This is a genomic window from Luteibacter mycovicinus, from assembly GCF_000745235.1.
GTDB lineage: Bacteria > Pseudomonadota > Gammaproteobacteria > Xanthomonadales > Rhodanobacteraceae > Luteibacter > Luteibacter mycovicinus.
Genome location: NZ_JQNL01000001.1, coordinates 3,988,986 through 4,004,027 on the forward strand (window position 1 = coordinate 3,988,986; position 15,042 = coordinate 4,004,027).

Below are 15,042 nucleotides of genomic sequence, written 5' to 3' on the forward strand. Positions count from 1 at the left end.
GGTGCTTGCCGCGACCTGCCATCGCCAACAGGTTTGGCTCCTACCCGAGCCAAGCCACTACCTGAGTTGTTGGCTTATATACAGTTAGACTGTACATATAACCTGTACGCATGCTACCGTGGGTGCATGGCCAAACCCTCGTCCACTCCCGATACCGCCCCCTCCGTGGCCCTCGCCGGTGACCTGCGCATCACGCTTGGCAAGCTCATCCGCCGGGTACGTGAGCAAACCCAGGCACACGACCTGACGGCCGCCCAGAAATCGGTGCTGCTCCGCCTTGAGCGCGACGGCCCGGCCACGGTGTCCGCTCTGGCCCGGGCCGAAAGCGTGCGCCCGCAGTCCATGCGGGTGACCGTGGGCACGCTGGAAACGATGAAAGCCGTGACGGGCACGCCGGATCCGACCGATGGGCGGCAAACGCTTATCGAGCTGACGGCGGGGTTTCGCAAGAAAGTCACCGAGGTCAGAGCCGCCAAGGAAGACTGGCTGTTTCGCGCGCTTGAGGCGCAGCTGTCGCCACAGGAACGTCGCGAATTGGCGGCCGCCGTGACACTGTTGCAGCGGCTGGCGGACTTCTGATGGCGCTTACGAAGCTTGATCCGCAGACGGCGCTGATCGTCGTCGACCTGCAAAAGGGCATTGTCGGCTCCGTGCTGGCCCATCCCATCGAGGATGTCATTGAACGCGCACGCGCGCTGCTCGCGGCATTCCGCCAGCGAGCCTTGCCTGTGGTGCTGGTGAACGTGGCAGGTGCCGCGCCCGGGCGTACGGAACGCCCACCTCGCATGACGACGAGGCCGCCTGGCTGGACCGATCTCATTCCGGAGCTGGATCAGCAACCCGGCGATATCGTCGTGACGAAGCGAACCTGGGGTGCTTTCGCCAGCACTCACCTCGAAAGCACATTACGAGTGCGCGGTGTGACCCAGATAGTCGTGGCCGGCGTGGCGACGGGGACCGGGGTCGAATCCACGGCGCGGCAGGCCTACGAGCAAGGCTTCAACGTCACCCTGGCGATCGACGCGATGACGGATGCACGGGCCGAAGCACACGAATACAGCATCAATCACGTTTTCCCACGGCTGGGCGAGACGGGAGCGACGAAGGAAATCATCGATCTACTCGATACGAGGAGTGTCTGACATGCCCTGGCAGCATCTGGTTTCGTTGTTTTTCGGGGGTGCATTTCTGTCCAATGCCGTGCCGCATTTTGTCGGCGGCGTGATGGGTGAGTCGTTCCAGAGTCCGTTCGCCAAGCCGCCGGGCAAGGGGCTGTCTTCTTCGACGGTGAACGTGGTGTGGGGTATTGCCAATCTGGTGATCGGCTACGTGCTGGTCTGCCGTACCGGCGACATCGACATGAAGAAGACGGTAGATGTCGTGGTTCTCGGTCTTGGCGTGCTCGTCATGAGCCTGCACTCGGCCCGGCACTTCGGGCAGTTTCACGGTGGCCGTGTGCCTGAGCGCTCGTGAGTGCCGCGATAACACGTGTTTTTCGTTCACTGAAAAGCCCTAACTACCGCATGTGGGCGGCCGGTGCGCTGGTGTCGAACATTGGAACGTGGATGCAGCGCACCGCCCAGGACTGGCTGGTTCTCGCGCAACTCACTCACCATGACGCCGCAGCGGTCGGTACCGTCATGGCGCTGCAGTTCGGACCGCAGTTGCTCCTGTTGCCGTGGACGGGTTTCGCCGCCGATCACTACGACCGCCGTACCCTGTTGATGGCGACACAGGCGACGATGGGTCTGCTCGCCCTGGCACTCGGGCTGATGACCGTGCTCGGCGTCGTGCAACTGTGGCACGTGTATTTGTTCGCTTTCGCCTCCGGCTGTGCCTCGGCTTTCGATGCCCCGGTACGCCAGACCTTCGTGGCCGACCTCGTGGGTGATGACGACTTGCCGAATGCTGTGGCGCTGAACTCGACCTCATTCAATGCGGCGCGCGTGATCGGGCCCGCCGTCGCGGGTCTGGTGATTGCATGGGTCGGTAGCGGCTGGGCGTTCCTGCTCAATGGCATCAGCTTCTTCGCGGTGCTGGGGTCGTTGTTTTTCCTTCACGTGGATGGCTTGCACGCGAGGACGCGTGCCGTACGCACCAAGGGCAGTCTTACCGATGGGCTGCGTTACGTGTGGGGCAGACCCGATCTCAAGGCGATTCTGGTCATGCTGTTCCTCATTGGAACGTTCGGTATGAACTTCCCGATCTTTATTTCGACGATGGCCGTCGGAGTGTTCCATACCGACGCGCGGGGTTATGGGCTTCTGTCGTCGATCATGGCTGTCGGCACGCTGGCCGGCGCCTTGCTGGCGGCCGGGCGCGACAAGCCGCGCTTTGCGTCGTTGCTGGTCGGTTCGGCGGTCTTCGGTCTGGGCTGCGCACTGGCCGCAGTGGCGCCGGGCTACTGGTTTTTCGCCGCGGCCCTTGTCGTCATCGGTGTGGCCGCCCTGACTTTCACCAATACGACCAACAGCCTCATGCAACTGACTACCGCCGCCGCGATGCGGGGCAGGGTCATGGCGCTGCGTCTGGGTATCGCGCTGGGCGGGACACCGATCGGGGCACCTATGGTCGGATGGGTGGCCAATCATATGGGGCCGCGCTGGGCGCTGGGCGTGGGGGCGGCTTCGGGGCTGATGGCCGCTGGCGTCGGGATTTATACGATGCTGTCTGACGCGCACCATGAAGCCAGCTTTCGCAGGTCTGGTTAAATATCTCAACTCAATCGGTCAGCGCCTTACTGCGTCACACGTCCTCCATACGGCGTGATCCCGGTCGCCTTTTCTCATTTCTACCCACGCATTTCCGGCAGCAGGCCACGTTGGTGCGCTGCGTCACAGTTGGCCCACATCCGTCGCAGCATGCTGGAGGCGTCCACTTCCCCCTGTGTGGACCGAGAGGCGCCGGCGCACGATGCGCTGGCGCCTTTCACTTTTCCGGGGGTTGATCGTCGGCCCCGCGTGGCTTTTGCACGGCATAAATGCTTCGTATATGATCCATATACGTTACGTATGCTCTGCAGAACCTCAGGAGGCTCCATGGGAATCGTCAACATCGACGACGACACACACGATCAGCTTCGCCGCGCCTGCACGGTTTCCGGCCGGTCGATCAATGCCCAGGCCAGTTTCTGGATCCGGATCGGTGCGCTCTGTGAGCTCAACCCGTCCCTCAGCTTCCAGGAGCTGGTGGCGAACGAGCTACGCGGGGCCGGGGTCCACGCCTTGCCGGTGAGGTCAGCGCGAGCGTGATCAAGACGAGCGAAGAAGTCGCCGTGATGGCGGAAGCGGGGCGTCTGCTTGCGTCCGTGTTCCACCATCTGGACCAGCTTCCGCTGGCAGGCAAAAGTACCCTCGAGATCAACGACCTCGTCGAGCGGATGATCGTCGACGACCTGCAATCCCGTCCCGCCAGCAAGGGCCAGTACGGCTTCGCTTACGTACTCAATGCTTCGATCGACAACGTGGTGTGCCATGGCGTGCCGGCCGCGGACGATGTGCTTCGCGACGGACAGATCGTCAATCTCGATATCACGCTCGAGAAGAACGGTTACATCGCTGATTCCAGCACCACCTATCTCGTGGGCGAAGCGTCCTACGCGGCACGACGCCTTGTCCGGGCGACCTATGAGGCCATGTGGAAGGGCATCGCGGAAGTCCGCCCGGGGGCGCATCTGGGGGACATCGGTCATGCCATCTCCCGCCACGCGCGGGACCATGGTTACAGCGTGGTGAAGGAATACTGCGGGCATGGCATCGGCCGGGAGATGCACGAGGATCCCCAGATCCTCCATTACGGCCGTCGCGGTACCGGCCTGGAGCTACGCGAGGGCATGGTGTTCACGATCGAGCCGATGTTGAATCAGGGCCGCTCCGCCATTCTCTCGCGCGACGGCGAATGGCCCGTGTATACGCGCGATGGCAGTCTTTCCGCCCAGTTCGAACATACGGTAGCGGTCACGCGAAAGGGCGTGCGGGTGCTGACACTTCGCCCGGGTGAAGTACCTCTGTGCCTGTTGGACGAGGCCTAACGCGCAGGGTGAGAGGCATCCATCAGCCGCGCCACGTCCCGGGCCAGACTCGTAAGCAACGCGGAGGTGTCGGTGACGGCCTCCGCCAGCGACATCGGCCGCGCGACCAGCGAGAACGCGGCAGTGAGGCCGTGTTTGTAGAGGTCCCGATAGCCTTCGCCGAGACTGCCGACCAGGGCCACCACCGGCACGTTCCGGCCCTTCGCCAGACGCGCGACACCGAACGGCACCTTGCCCCTCACCGTCTGGGCGTCCATACGGCCTTCGCCGGTGATGACGAGGTCAGCGCCATCGATGGCGTCTTCCAGGCCGTTCATCTCCGCAATCAGCGCCACGCCGGTGCGCAGCGTCGCCCGAAGCACGGCGAGCATCGCCCAGCCGGCTCCGCCAGCGGCACCTGCACCGGGCGTGCCGCTCCAGTCCTTGCCGGTTTGCACTGCGTGCACGGAAGCCAGTCGAGCCAACGCGGCGTTGAGCTGCGGTACCAATGCGGCATGGGCGCCTTTCTGCGGCCCGAACACCGCCGACGCACCCGACGCGCCGCACAGCGGGTTGTCGACGTCGCTCGCGATGATCAGCTCAACGTCACACAGACGTGGGTCGAGGTCATCGAGGATGAGCCGGTGCAGTGCGCCCAGCGCGAGGCCGCCGGGCGGCAGGGCACTCCCCGTGTCATCGAGAAAGCGCACGCCAAGCGCACGAAGCAAACCGGCGCCACCGTCGTTGGTCGCGCTACCGCCCAGTCCGACGACGATGCGCCGTGCACCGTGATCGAGTGCGGCACGCATGAGTTCGCCGGTGCCGTAGCTGTCGGCCCGCGCGGCATCGCGGCGATCCGGCGGCACACGCATCAAGCCGCTGGCTTCGGCGATCTCAAGGGTCGCCGTCCTCGTGTCGGCGTGCCAGGCCCATGTAGCGTCCACGAGATCCCCCAGCGGCCCGCGCACTTTCCGGGAAAGACGTTGCGTACCCGTCGATGCGATCACGGCGTCGACGGTTCCTTCGCCACCATCGGCCATCGGCTTCAGCACGTAGTCGGCACCGGGCCACACATCGGCGAGGCCATCACGAATGGCCCGCGCGACCGATAAGGCGTCGAGGCTTTCCTTGAAGGAGTCCGGGGCGATGACGATCTTCACGCATCGTCCTGTGGCGTCAGTTCGGCGGCGAAGCGCGCGGCATTGGCGACGTAGTGGGCCGCATTCTCTTCGAGACCCTGGCGTTGCTCGTCGCTGAGTTCGCGTAAAACCTTTGCCGGGGAGCCCACGACCAGCGAGCCATCGGGAATCTGCTTGCCCTCGGTCACCAGTGCATTCGCACCGATGATGCAGTGCTTGCCTATGACGGCGCCGTTGAGCACCACGGCGTTGATCCCGATCAGCGTGTGATCGCCCACGGTGCAGCCGTGGAGCATGGCGTGATGACCGATGGTGACGCCCTTGCCGATGGTCAGCGGTGATCCGGGATCGCTATGCAGGACGGCGGCATCCTGTACGTTGCTGCCTTCGCCGATGACGATGGGCTCGTTGTCGCCGCGTACCACCGCGTTGAACCACACGCTGGCGCCCGCGTGCAGGTGAACGTTGCCGACAACCACAGCCTGAGGTGCGATCCAGCTGTCCGGATGTGCGTTTACTCGAGTGTCGCCGAGCTGGTATTTCATCGTGTATTTCCATCTGGGGCGTGCACGGTACAGCCGGTGGCTTCACGGAATTCATCGAGGGTGACATCGGGCGCGAGCTCGACCAGTCGCAGGCCATCGGCCGTGACATCGAGTACGCCCAGATCGGTGATGATCCGGTCGACGACCGCGACGCCGGTCAAGGGCAGGCTGCACTCGTGGAGAATTTTATGCGCCCCCTTCGCCGTGTGTTCCATCAATACCACGACACGCTCGACGCCCGCGACGAGGTCCATGGCGCCTCCCATCCCTTTGACCATCTTCCCCGGGATCATCCAGTTGGCGAGGTCGCCCCGTTCGGACACCTGCATCGCGCCGAGGATGGCGAGGTTCACGTGGCCACCGCGGATCATGCCGAAGCTGAGTGCGCTGTCGAAGAAGCTCGAGCCGGGCAGGGCGGTTACGGTCTGCTTGCCTGCGTTGATGAGATCGGGATCGACGGTGCTCCTCGTGGGGAACGGGCCGATGCCCAGCAGGCCGTTCTCCGACTGAAGCCACACGTCCATGCCCTCGGGAATGTAGTTGGCCACCAGCGTCGGCAAGCCGATGCCCAGATTGACGTAGAAACCGTCGGCCAGTTCGGCGGCGGCGCGGCGCGCCATATCGTCGCGATCCCAAGCCATCAGTTTGCCTCCGTCACGGTGAGCTTCTCGATACGCTTTTCAGGCGTCGCGTTCAGCACCAGGCGCTGGACGAAGATGCCCGGCAGATGGATATCGTCGGGATGCAATTCGCCGTTTTCCACGATGCGCTCCACCTCGGCTACGCATCGCTTGCCGGCCATCGCGCACAACGGGTTGAAGTTGCGCGCGGTGCTGGCGAAGCGCAGGTTGCCCGAGCGATCGGCGACGGCGGCTTTCACCAGCGCGACGTCGGCGCGGATCGACTCTTCCATCAGATACGTTTCGCCCGCGAAGTCGCGGGTATCCTTGCCTCTCGCCACTTCGGTGCCAACGCCGGTGCGGGTAAAGAAGGCGGGGATGCCGCAACCGCCCGCGCGAAGCTTCTCGGCAAGCGTACCCTGCGGCGTGAACTCGAGCTCGAGTTCGCCGGCAAGGTACTGACGCTCGAACTCCTTGTTCTCGCCCACGTAGCTGGACACCATCTTGCGCACCTGCCGCGACTCGAGCAGGACACCCAGGCCGAAGCCGTCGACACCGGCATTGTTGGAGACGACGGTGAGGTTGGTTGCGCCATGCTCGCGCACGGCGTCGATCAACGCTTCGGGAATGCCGCACAGGCCGAAGCCACCGACGGCCAGGGTCTGTCCGTCGGAGAGCAGATCGGCCAGTGCCGCCTTGGCGCTGGGGTAGAGCTTGTTCATCGGTTCACCTTGAGAAGATCGGGGGAAGGAATCGCGCGTTCCTCGCTGCCATGGCGCAGTCGCGTCGCGGCGATAGCGGAAAGCAGGAGCAGTCCGGCGATGACGATCAGTCCGTCATGCGTGCTGCCTGTATGCGCTTCCACAGCGCCCATCAGGGAGGGGCCGAGGAAGCCACCCAGCAAGCCGCAGGTGTTGATAAACGCCAGACCGCCCGCGAGTCCGCGGCCGGTCAGTCGCGACGTGGCGTAGGTGAAGATCAGCGACTGCACGACGAAGAACAGGAAGGCCGCCAGACAGAAGCCGAGCATCGCCACGAGCGGACCGGTCCATGCGGCGATCAGAAGCCCGGCGGCCATCAGCACGAGTCCGCCGCGCAACAGCCACGCACTGCGTGCGGGCGTGTTCGCCAGCCGGGGTATGGTCATCGTACCGATCGCCGAGGCGAGCCAGGGCAGGGCGCTGAGGCAGCCTACCTGCAGGTCGCTCAGTTTGCCGTAGCCGGCGATGATGCCGGGCAGGAAGAAGATCACGGTGTAGATGGCTATCTGATGGCAGAAGTAGACCAGGATCGCCAGCAGGATCTGTGGGTCGGTGAAGCACCGGGCCAGCCCACCCGCGCCCTTGCCGCGCGTGGCTTCGACCGCAGCGGCTTCATCGGCGACCCGCCGTTCCAGCGCATCGCGTTGCGCAGGTGTCAGCCAGCTTGCACGGGCGGGGCGGTCCGGCAGGGTAATGAAGACCACGGCCGCGAAAGCCGTCGCCAGGAGGCCCTCCACCGCGAACATCCACTGCCAGCCATGAAGCCCGAGCTTGCCTTCCAGCCCCAGCAAGGCACCGCCCAACGGGCCGCCGATGACATTGGCCAGACTCACGCCGACCAGGAAGTAACCCGTGGCCCGGGCGCGCGATGCTTCGCCGAACCAGTAGGTCAGGTAGAGCATCACGCCCGGGAATAATCCGGCCTCCGTGGCGCCGAGCAACAGCCGCAGCACGTAGAACGAGGTCTCGCCCTGGACGAGCGCCATGGCGGCGGAGACCAGTCCCCACGTCGCCATGATCCGCGTGATCCAGAAACGCGCGCCCACGCGGTGCAGGATCAGGTTGCTGGGTATCTCCGCCAGCGCGTAGGTGAGGAAGAACAGACCTGCACCTACTCCGTAGGCCACGGTCGACAGGCCAAGGTCGACCTGAAGATGCGTCTTGGCCAGCGCGATGTTGCTGCGATCCAGGAAACTGATGATGTAAGCCACCACCAGTACCGGCATCAACTTGCGCATGACCAGGCGTTCGGTGTCTTGTGACGGGCTGAGGATGCTCATGGCTGTTCTCCGGGGATCCGGTCAGGCGGCCGCCTGTGGGTTGTGGTGCTGGCTGCCGTATCGCGTAAACAGCTGCAGCAGCACACCGGCGAGCGCGCATCCGGCCATCACGAAGAAGCAGACGATGTACCCGCTGAGGTTCTTCCAGCCGCCGCCCATGGAGATGAGTCCGCCCATCAGTACCGGTGCGATACCGCCACCGATGAACATTGCCGTGGTGATGATGCCGTTGGCCGTCGACGTGGCACGCGGCTCGGCGGAGTCGGAAGCCACCGCGTAGTAGATCGGCCATACCGCGTTGGCCACAAGGCCGAACAGCAACTGCGTCGTGATCAGCATCGCCATGTTCTGGGCGAAGTAGAACGCCGCTACCGACGCGGCCATCCACGCGCCGCAGATCACCAGCGTGATTTTCCGGCCGATGATGTCCGACAGGCTGGGCCAGATCAGCTGACCGAGAATGCCGGTGATGGTGAAGACCACGCTCATGCCCGCGGACTCCGCCAGCGACAGGCCGGAGATGTTGTACAGGTACGCCGGCAGCACCACGTTCACGCCCATGTAGACCACCTGCGTGAGCATCGTGTTGCCCGCGGTGAGCGCGATGTTGCGGTTGGTCAGCGTGGCGACAAAGGTCTTCCAGGTTTCGCCCTTGGCGACCTTCACGCCATCACCCAGATCCGGGGGCGTCATACCCTTCTCGGCGATATCGGCGTACAGCGTGTCGACGCGTGCGGCGGTCGAATAGCGAGCCCAGAAGATCATCAGCGGAATGGCGACGATCAGGGCGAGGAAGAACACATAGCGCCAGTGACCCTCGCCGAAGGTGCTGATGACGAAGCTGGCGATCAGGCCGCTGAGCATCGCCCCGACGGGGTAGCCCGTGTGATGCGCACCCAGCGCGAAGCCACGGCGCTGCACCGGCCACCATTCGGCGGTGTTGCTGACGCCGACCGGTTCACCCCAGCCCGCGCCGAGGTTCACACCGACGCGCAGCGCGACGAACGACCAGAGCTTGCCGGTCAGTGCCTGGAAACCCGAAAGGAACGAGATGAAGGTGTAACCGAGGACCAGCGGCACCTGAAAGCGTGCACGCTTCCAGCCGGCGCCATAGCGGTCGCTCATGATCGAGCCGGGGATATCCAGCAGCGCCAGAGCCAGCATGACCACCGTGACCACGGTGCCCCACTGATCGGGGCTGAGGTTGAATTCCTTGGAGATGGTAGGGCCGAGTCGAAGGATGATTTCCCGGTCATAGGCATTCAGGACCCAGATCAACCAACAGACCAGCAGGGAGACCCACGAGAAGCGATGGATATTCTTCAACGGTGCTTCGGTTTTTTTGAACATGACACTCCCCCCCGGCGCGTCACGGCACCGTTAGTGAGATGGATCGGATCCTGTGGAAATCCCGTGCGCGAGGCTCAGGAGGCGAAGCGGCGCTCCGGCACGCCTCGTATACCCAGACCGGTGATGGCGAACAGCGAACCGCGCTGCTGGCCGTCGCCGGGGAACCTCGGCAAGGGCGGCTTGCCCATCGAGGTGACGTACAGGACGTCCATGTCCGGGCCACCGAACGCCACGCTGGTGACCTTGCGCACCGGCATCTCGATCACGCGGTCCACCTCGCCATCGGGCGTGTAGCGAATCAGCTTGCTGTCGTAGACCAGCGCCTGCCAGACGCAGCCTTCGGCGTCCACCGTGGCACCGTCCGCGGCGCCGCCGCCCGACGTATCGACCCGGGCGAACGTGCGACGGTTGCTTACCTTGCCGCTGGCGTTGTCGTAGTCGTATGCCCAGATCTCGCCTGTCCACGTATCGGCGAAGTAGAAGGTCTTGCCGTCCGGGCTCCAGCACGGACCGTTCGAACAGATGATGTCTTCCTCCAGCACGTGCAGCGAAAGATCGGGGTCGAGACGAAACAGTTTTCCCGAGCCCTTTTCTTCCTGCATGTCCATGGAGCCGACCAGAAAGCGCCCGTGGCGATCGACCTTGCCGTCATTAAGCCGGTTGGTGGTCATGCCCGGCTCGGGATCGACGATGAGTTGCAGGTCGCCGTTGCCCAGATCGAGGTCGTGGATGCCGTTCTCCATGGCGACCAGCGCATGGTCGCCATGTTTGCGCAGCGCCATGGAACCGATCTTCTGGCCGACTTCCCAGCCGCGTAATTCGCTGCCTTCCGCGGTGCAACGCAGGATACGGCCGTCCATGCTGTCCACCCAGTACAGCCGCTGCTGCTCGACGTCCCACTGCGGGCCTTCGCCCAGGGTGGTCTTGATGTCGACGAGTACTTCGATCTTCACGACGCTCTCCCGGATGCTTAGAAATCGACCTGGTTGCGGCCCTTGAGCTGCAGGATCTCGCGGGCTTCGTCAGGTGTCGCCACGCGGTGGCCCAGTGCTTCGATCACGGTGCGGATGCGGCGGACCTGGTGAGCGTTGCTCGCGGCGAGCTGGCCGGGGCCGTCCCACAGCGAGTCTTCGAGGCCGACGCGTGCGTTGGATCCGATCGCCAGGCCCATCGTCGCCAGCGGAATCTGGTTGCGCCCGGCGCCGAGGATCGACCAGACATAGTCCTTGCCGAGCAGACGATCTGCCGTACGGCGCATATGCATCAGGTCCTCCGGATCGCCACCGATACCGCCGCGCAGACCGAACACCGACTGCAGGAACACAGGAGTCTTGAGCAAACCACGCTGCACGAAGTGCTGCGCCGCGTAGATGTGGCCGATGTCGTAGCACTCGACCTCGAAGCGCGTGCCGTTCTTCGTGCAGCTTTCGAGAATGTAGGTGATGTCACGAAACGTGTTGCGGAAGATGCGGTCGTCGCTCTCTTCGAGGTACGGGCGTTCCCAGTCGTATTTGAAATCCTGGAAGCGTTGCAGCATTTCGTACAGACCGAAGTTCATCGAGCCCATGTTGAGCGATGCCAGTTCGGGCTTCAGCAACAGGGTGGGCTGCAGGCGCTCTTCCACGCCCATGTTGGGCGCGCCACCGGTGGTGATATTGATCACCACGTCGCTCTGCTTCTTGATCTGCGGGAGGAACTGGCGGAACAGGTTCACGTCCTGGCTGGGCTGGCCGTTTTCCGGATTGCGCGCGTGCAGGTGGACGATGGCGGCACCTGCTTCTGCCGCGCCGAGCGCCGCATCACGGATTTCATCGGGCGTGACCGGCAGATGGGGCGACATCGATGGCGTGTGGATCGCACCGGTGACGGCGCAGGTGATGATGACGGGCTTGGCCTTGGTCATGGGGAGACTCCGGAACGAAAAGGGAGGAAGGGGGCTCAGAGGTATTCGACGTTGCCGTCGACGCTGATGGCCTGGCCGGTCACGTTGCGCGCGGCGGGCGAGCAGAGGAACAGCGCCATGGCGGCTACGTCCTCCGCAGTGACCATGCGGCCCAGCGAGATCTTCTTCAGGTATTCCTTTTCCATTTCCGGATAGGGCAGGCCCAGCTGGGTGGCGCGATCGCGGATCACGCCTTCCATGCGGGGCCCTTCGACGATGCCCGGCAGCAGGGCATTCACGCGGATATCGTCAGGGCCGAGTTCAGACGCCAGCGATTTCATGAGACCGATCACGGCCCACTTGGTCGCCGCATAGGGTGTGCGCCACGCATATCCGAGACGCCCGGCCACCGACGACATGCACAGCAGCTGCGCCCGGTCGGACTGCTTGAGCAGCGGCACGGCGTGGTGGGCAAAGCGGTACTGCGCATTGAGGTTGATATCGACGGTGGCCTTCCACGCGTCAGGCGAGATAGCGTCGATGCCGCCGGTGGGTCCTGCGATACCCGCGTTGTTGATCAGGACGTCGAGACCGCCGAAGCGCTCTTCCTGCACACGGAAGACATTCGCTACCTGGTTGGCATCGGAGACATCGGCCAGCGTGGCGAGCGCATGGGGACGCGCCGCGTTGAAGGCGTCGACGGCCTTGGCGCTGACGTCGCACACGTGCACGGTGGCGCCCGCTTCGATATAGGCATCCGCCAACACCGCACCGATGCCGGACGCGCCGCCCGAGATCAGCACACGCAAGCCAGGCTGGGGCACCATCCGATCGAGAATCGTCATGCTTTGGTTCCTTTCTTCTTTTGTGTGGGGGCGCGACCGCTGCTGTCGGCCAGCAAATGCGTGAGGGAGTCGGCGGCCTGCATGATGTCGTCGGCGACGGCGGCCCTCGCGGCGGGGCCATCACGATCCACCAGTGCCTCGACGATGCGGCGATGCGCCTCCATCGAGCGGCGCAGATGCGCCTTGTCCGGCGCGACGAGCCCGAAGCACGGGCCCATGTGCAGCCAGAACGTCTCGACGGCGGCGATCACCAGTTCGGTGCGGGCGACGGCATAGATGCGGCGGTGGAAGGCGAAGTTGGCCCAGAGGTAATCCGGAACGTTCACGCTCGTGACGGCGGCCTGCATCTGCTTGTAGATCGCGCGGATCTCGGCGAGATCGTTCTTGTCGATGAGAGCCGCGGCTTTCTCCGCCAACAAGCCTTCGAGGGCGACGCGGGCATCGCGGATTTCACGAAGGCGGGCGACGGTCATCACCGGAACGCGGATGCGCGCGGTCTGCGTCACTTCAAACGCGCGCTCCGCGTGCAACCGATGCAACGCTTCGCGCACCGGCATCGGGCTGGAGCCCAGCGCCTCGGCCAGACCTCGGATCGTCAGCGGCTGGCCGGGCTCGAACCGGCCGCTCATCAGAGCGTCCCGCAACTGCCGATACACCTGGTCCACGAGAGTGGAGCGGGTGACTTCGGTCAGCGAGGGGAGGGCTTTGGCATCGACGCTCATCGTGAGACCTTATTTGCGACCTTTGATATGTGATCACAAAAATGGCGGCGTCGAAAAGCTGCAGCGCAACATGCGCGTTTTCGGTACCACGGAGGTTTGGCGCTACGTAACCCGGCGAAGGGTCGAGCAGTCTGGCCTGGATCGATTCGGTAACGTTGGCGGGTGGTCCCGGCGATGGAGCCAGCGCATCACCACGGAAGGCGGCGGGCTGCGCTTCTGCTCAGAGACGGCGCAGGGCCGCTGCACCTTGGCAGCGCGCTCACTTAAGGACGGGTTGCTGAGGCACGGAGGGAGATCTCCTGTCGGGATTGATGTCGTTCGCCTACATCCAGGTGAGGGTCGATACAGCGATCATTTCCCGGGCACAACACCAACCTTTCGGTACGTGCGCCACCAGCCAACCTTCTTCCCAGGGTCTCACATGAAAATGATTATTCTTGCTGGAGCATTCGCTCTGGCACTGAGCTTCGATGCGTGCGCGTCGAGTTATCAACTACAGAACGAAGCAGCCTCTTCTGAAGAGGTCCTCGACGCGATAAGTGCTCCTATTCGGACCCGGGCGCAATTGGACGCTTATCTGGCCGTCACGCCAAATTCCCCCATTCATCGGCTTGGAGAGGCGAAGATGAAGACATTTCTCGCATCGCTGATGTTCTCTCCGCGAGGACTGGGTTCGTATTCGAGCGTAGAGCTTGAGGGTATGCATTCTTCGGAGGTCTACAGCATCCTGGCGCTCTTTGGATTGCAGACGACGACACGAGCCGTTCGGACGCGTCGCGCAACAACCGAGGATGACAATCGAGTCGAGCGTCGTTTGAGGCGGTCACTTCCACCTACCCGTGGGGGCGCAGCGTGCCTCGTACACAAGGGCGGTAGCAGCCATGTTTGCGAGCGGCTCGAAGGTGCGGTCTGCTCGTATCTTTGTCGGACTCACTAGGTGAAAAACCGTCCTGATTCGCGAACATGTCGGAGCGGCGCCCTTTGGGTTCTTTCGTTTCTGGCATTTTACGCGTCGCCCGTACTCAGCGGCGTGCGTCATTCGGGCGATGTGCTGTGGGCCGAGGTTTCATCGATCCGTCTCTCGGCGATTACTCCCAAAGAGAAGTCGTTGGCACTGAAGCGGCTCTATAAAAGGTCGCTGGCGGAGTGGATTGCCAGCCTGGAAGTACAGCAGGAAGCGGATCTTCGCATGCTCTTCCGCATGCTGAAGACCTCGAGTTTCTTCGCGCAAGCGGGAGACTACGACGCGAGAAGTTTGTATCTGCATGGCATGCGCGACGTACTGAAAGAGCTTCGGCGGCGAAACATTGCAGCCGAAAGTGAAGTCCAGGCGTACTACGAAGCTCTGATTACGGCCAGGGATTTTGTCGCATCGGCCCAGCTGAGACAGGCATACCCCGAGGATGATTTCTACGACTATCGCCATTTTGAAGTCACTACGGCGCCAGGGCCGGGCCATCCGATGGGATATGTCGAGCATGACGGCGGCCTGAGTCTGGTGGAGCCGACCACACCGGCAAAGGGCACGTACGTGGTCGTCGTCATTGGGTGTCACTTCGCCGAGGATGCGGCCTCGAAAGTGCTACGCGATGCCGAGCTGGCCGGGATGTTCAACAAATCCAACGTTACCTGGCTGATCAGTGGCGCGGAACTGGACCGCGAGGTTCTGACCGAGTGGAACCGACGGTTTCCGATGTTCCCGGCGATGATCGCTTTTGATAACGCGGCCTGGAAGGGCGTCGACTTCACTGCCTCGCCTACGTTCAATGTCTTCCGTGACGGGAAGGTCGTGGAATCGATCTCAGGGCTTGATTCTGCTGAGAATGTTGAACGTCTTCGGCGAATACTGGCCTCACATGACGAAGAGGCGGAAAAATAAAAAAAGAGCC

Annotated in this window: 17 protein-coding genes; 7 read left to right on the forward strand and 10 right to left on the reverse strand. The window is 63.4% G+C overall.

Annotated features, from left to right (window positions below):
• The first annotated feature begins 126 nt into the window (after positions 1-126).
• The 6 genes from FA85_RS17775 to map all read left to right on the forward strand — a co-directional run bounded on the left by FA85_RS17775 (position 127) and on the right by map (position 4,030).
• The gene (locus FA85_RS17775; RefSeq protein ID WP_036114307.1) at positions 127-579 is read left to right on the forward strand and encodes a MarR family winged helix-turn-helix transcriptional regulator; all 453 of its coding nucleotides are present in this window, start codon (positions 127-129) and stop codon (positions 577-579) included.
• Positions 579-1,142 (forward strand): isochorismatase family protein, encoded by a 564-nt coding sequence (locus FA85_RS17780; RefSeq protein WP_036114304.1) that lies wholly within the window; start codon positions 579-581, stop codon positions 1,140-1,142. The genes FA85_RS17775 and FA85_RS17780 overlap by 1 nt, the downstream gene beginning before the upstream one ends.
• Position 1,143: 1 nt before the next feature.
• On the forward strand, positions 1,144-1,473 hold the full coding sequence (locus FA85_RS17785; RefSeq protein WP_036114301.1) for a hypothetical protein: 330 nt from the start codon (positions 1,144-1,146) through the stop codon (positions 1,471-1,473).
• Between the two features lie 50 nt (positions 1,474-1,523).
• Positions 1,524-2,711, forward strand: a complete 1,188-nt coding sequence (locus tag FA85_RS17790) for an MFS transporter (RefSeq protein WP_051943756.1) — start codon at positions 1,524-1,526, stop codon at positions 2,709-2,711.
• Positions 2,712-3,038: 327 nt separating this feature from the next.
• Complete coding sequence (locus FA85_RS17795; RefSeq protein WP_036114297.1) at positions 3,039-3,251, forward strand: ParD-like family protein; 213 nt, start codon at positions 3,039-3,041, stop codon at positions 3,249-3,251.
• Positions 3,248-4,030: a type I methionyl aminopeptidase gene (gene map / locus FA85_RS17800; RefSeq protein ID WP_036114295.1), complete on the forward strand. Its 783-nt coding sequence runs from the start codon at positions 3,248-3,250 to the stop codon at positions 4,028-4,030. Before FA85_RS17795 ends, map begins: the two co-directional genes overlap by 4 nt.
• On the opposite strand, the gene FA85_RS17805 is transcribed toward map, so the two are convergent.
• The 10 genes from FA85_RS17805 to FA85_RS17850 all read right to left on the reverse strand — a co-directional run bounded on the left by FA85_RS17805 (position 4,027) and on the right by FA85_RS17850 (position 13,153).
• A complete protein-coding gene (locus tag FA85_RS17805) occupies positions 4,027-5,169 on the reverse strand; it encodes a glycerate kinase (protein WP_036114293.1) in 1,143 nt (380 codons plus the stop codon). The genes map and FA85_RS17805 overlap by 4 nt on opposite strands.
• Positions 5,166-5,693 carry a gamma carbonic anhydrase family protein gene (locus tag FA85_RS17810; RefSeq protein WP_036114290.1) on the reverse strand — a complete coding sequence of 176 codons (528 nt, stop codon included), beginning with the start codon at positions 5,691-5,693 and terminating at the stop codon, positions 5,166-5,168. The genes FA85_RS17805 and FA85_RS17810 overlap by 4 nt, the downstream gene beginning before the upstream one ends.
• Complete coding sequence (locus FA85_RS17815; protein WP_036114287.1) at positions 5,690-6,334, reverse strand: CoA transferase subunit B; 645 nt, start codon at positions 6,332-6,334, stop codon at positions 5,690-5,692. The genes FA85_RS17810 and FA85_RS17815 overlap by 4 nt, the downstream gene beginning before the upstream one ends.
• Entirely contained in the window at positions 6,334-7,035 is a 702-nt protein-coding gene (locus tag FA85_RS17820) for a CoA transferase subunit A (RefSeq protein WP_036114284.1), read from the reverse strand. Before FA85_RS17820 ends, FA85_RS17815 begins: the two co-directional genes overlap by 1 nt.
• Complete coding sequence (locus tag FA85_RS17825) at positions 7,032-8,354, reverse strand: MFS transporter (protein WP_051943755.1); 1,323 nt, start codon at positions 8,352-8,354, stop codon at positions 7,032-7,034. Before FA85_RS17825 ends, FA85_RS17820 begins: the two co-directional genes overlap by 4 nt.
• 21 nt (positions 8,355-8,375) lie before the next feature.
• Positions 8,376-9,704, reverse strand: coding sequence for an MFS transporter (locus tag FA85_RS17830; protein ID WP_036114280.1), 1,329 nt, complete (start codon positions 9,702-9,704; stop codon positions 8,376-8,378).
• Between the two features lie 74 nt (positions 9,705-9,778).
• Complete coding sequence (locus tag FA85_RS17835; protein ID WP_036114277.1) at positions 9,779-10,657, reverse strand: SMP-30/gluconolactonase/LRE family protein; 879 nt, start codon at positions 10,655-10,657, stop codon at positions 9,779-9,781.
• Positions 10,658-10,674: 17 nt separating this feature from the next.
• The gene (kce, locus tag FA85_RS17840; RefSeq protein ID WP_036114275.1) at positions 10,675-11,607 is read right to left on the reverse strand and encodes a 3,5-dioxohexanoate:acetyl-CoA acetone transferase; all 933 of its coding nucleotides are present in this window, start codon (positions 11,605-11,607) and stop codon (positions 10,675-10,677) included.
• Positions 11,608-11,642: 35 nt separating this feature from the next.
• On the reverse strand, positions 11,643-12,431 hold the full coding sequence (locus tag FA85_RS17845; RefSeq protein ID WP_036114271.1) for an SDR family oxidoreductase: 789 nt from the start codon (positions 12,429-12,431) through the stop codon (positions 11,643-11,645).
• Positions 12,428-13,153, reverse strand: coding sequence for a GntR family transcriptional regulator (locus FA85_RS17850; RefSeq protein ID WP_036114268.1), 726 nt, complete (start codon positions 13,151-13,153; stop codon positions 12,428-12,430). Before FA85_RS17850 ends, FA85_RS17845 begins: the two co-directional genes overlap by 4 nt.
• Positions 13,154-14,090: 937 nt before the next feature.
• Between FA85_RS17850 and FA85_RS17855 the strand changes: the two genes are divergently transcribed.
• Positions 14,091-15,032, forward strand: coding sequence for a hypothetical protein (locus FA85_RS17855; RefSeq protein WP_156108762.1), 942 nt, complete (start codon positions 14,091-14,093; stop codon positions 15,030-15,032).
• Positions 15,033-15,042: the final 10 nt, after the last annotated feature.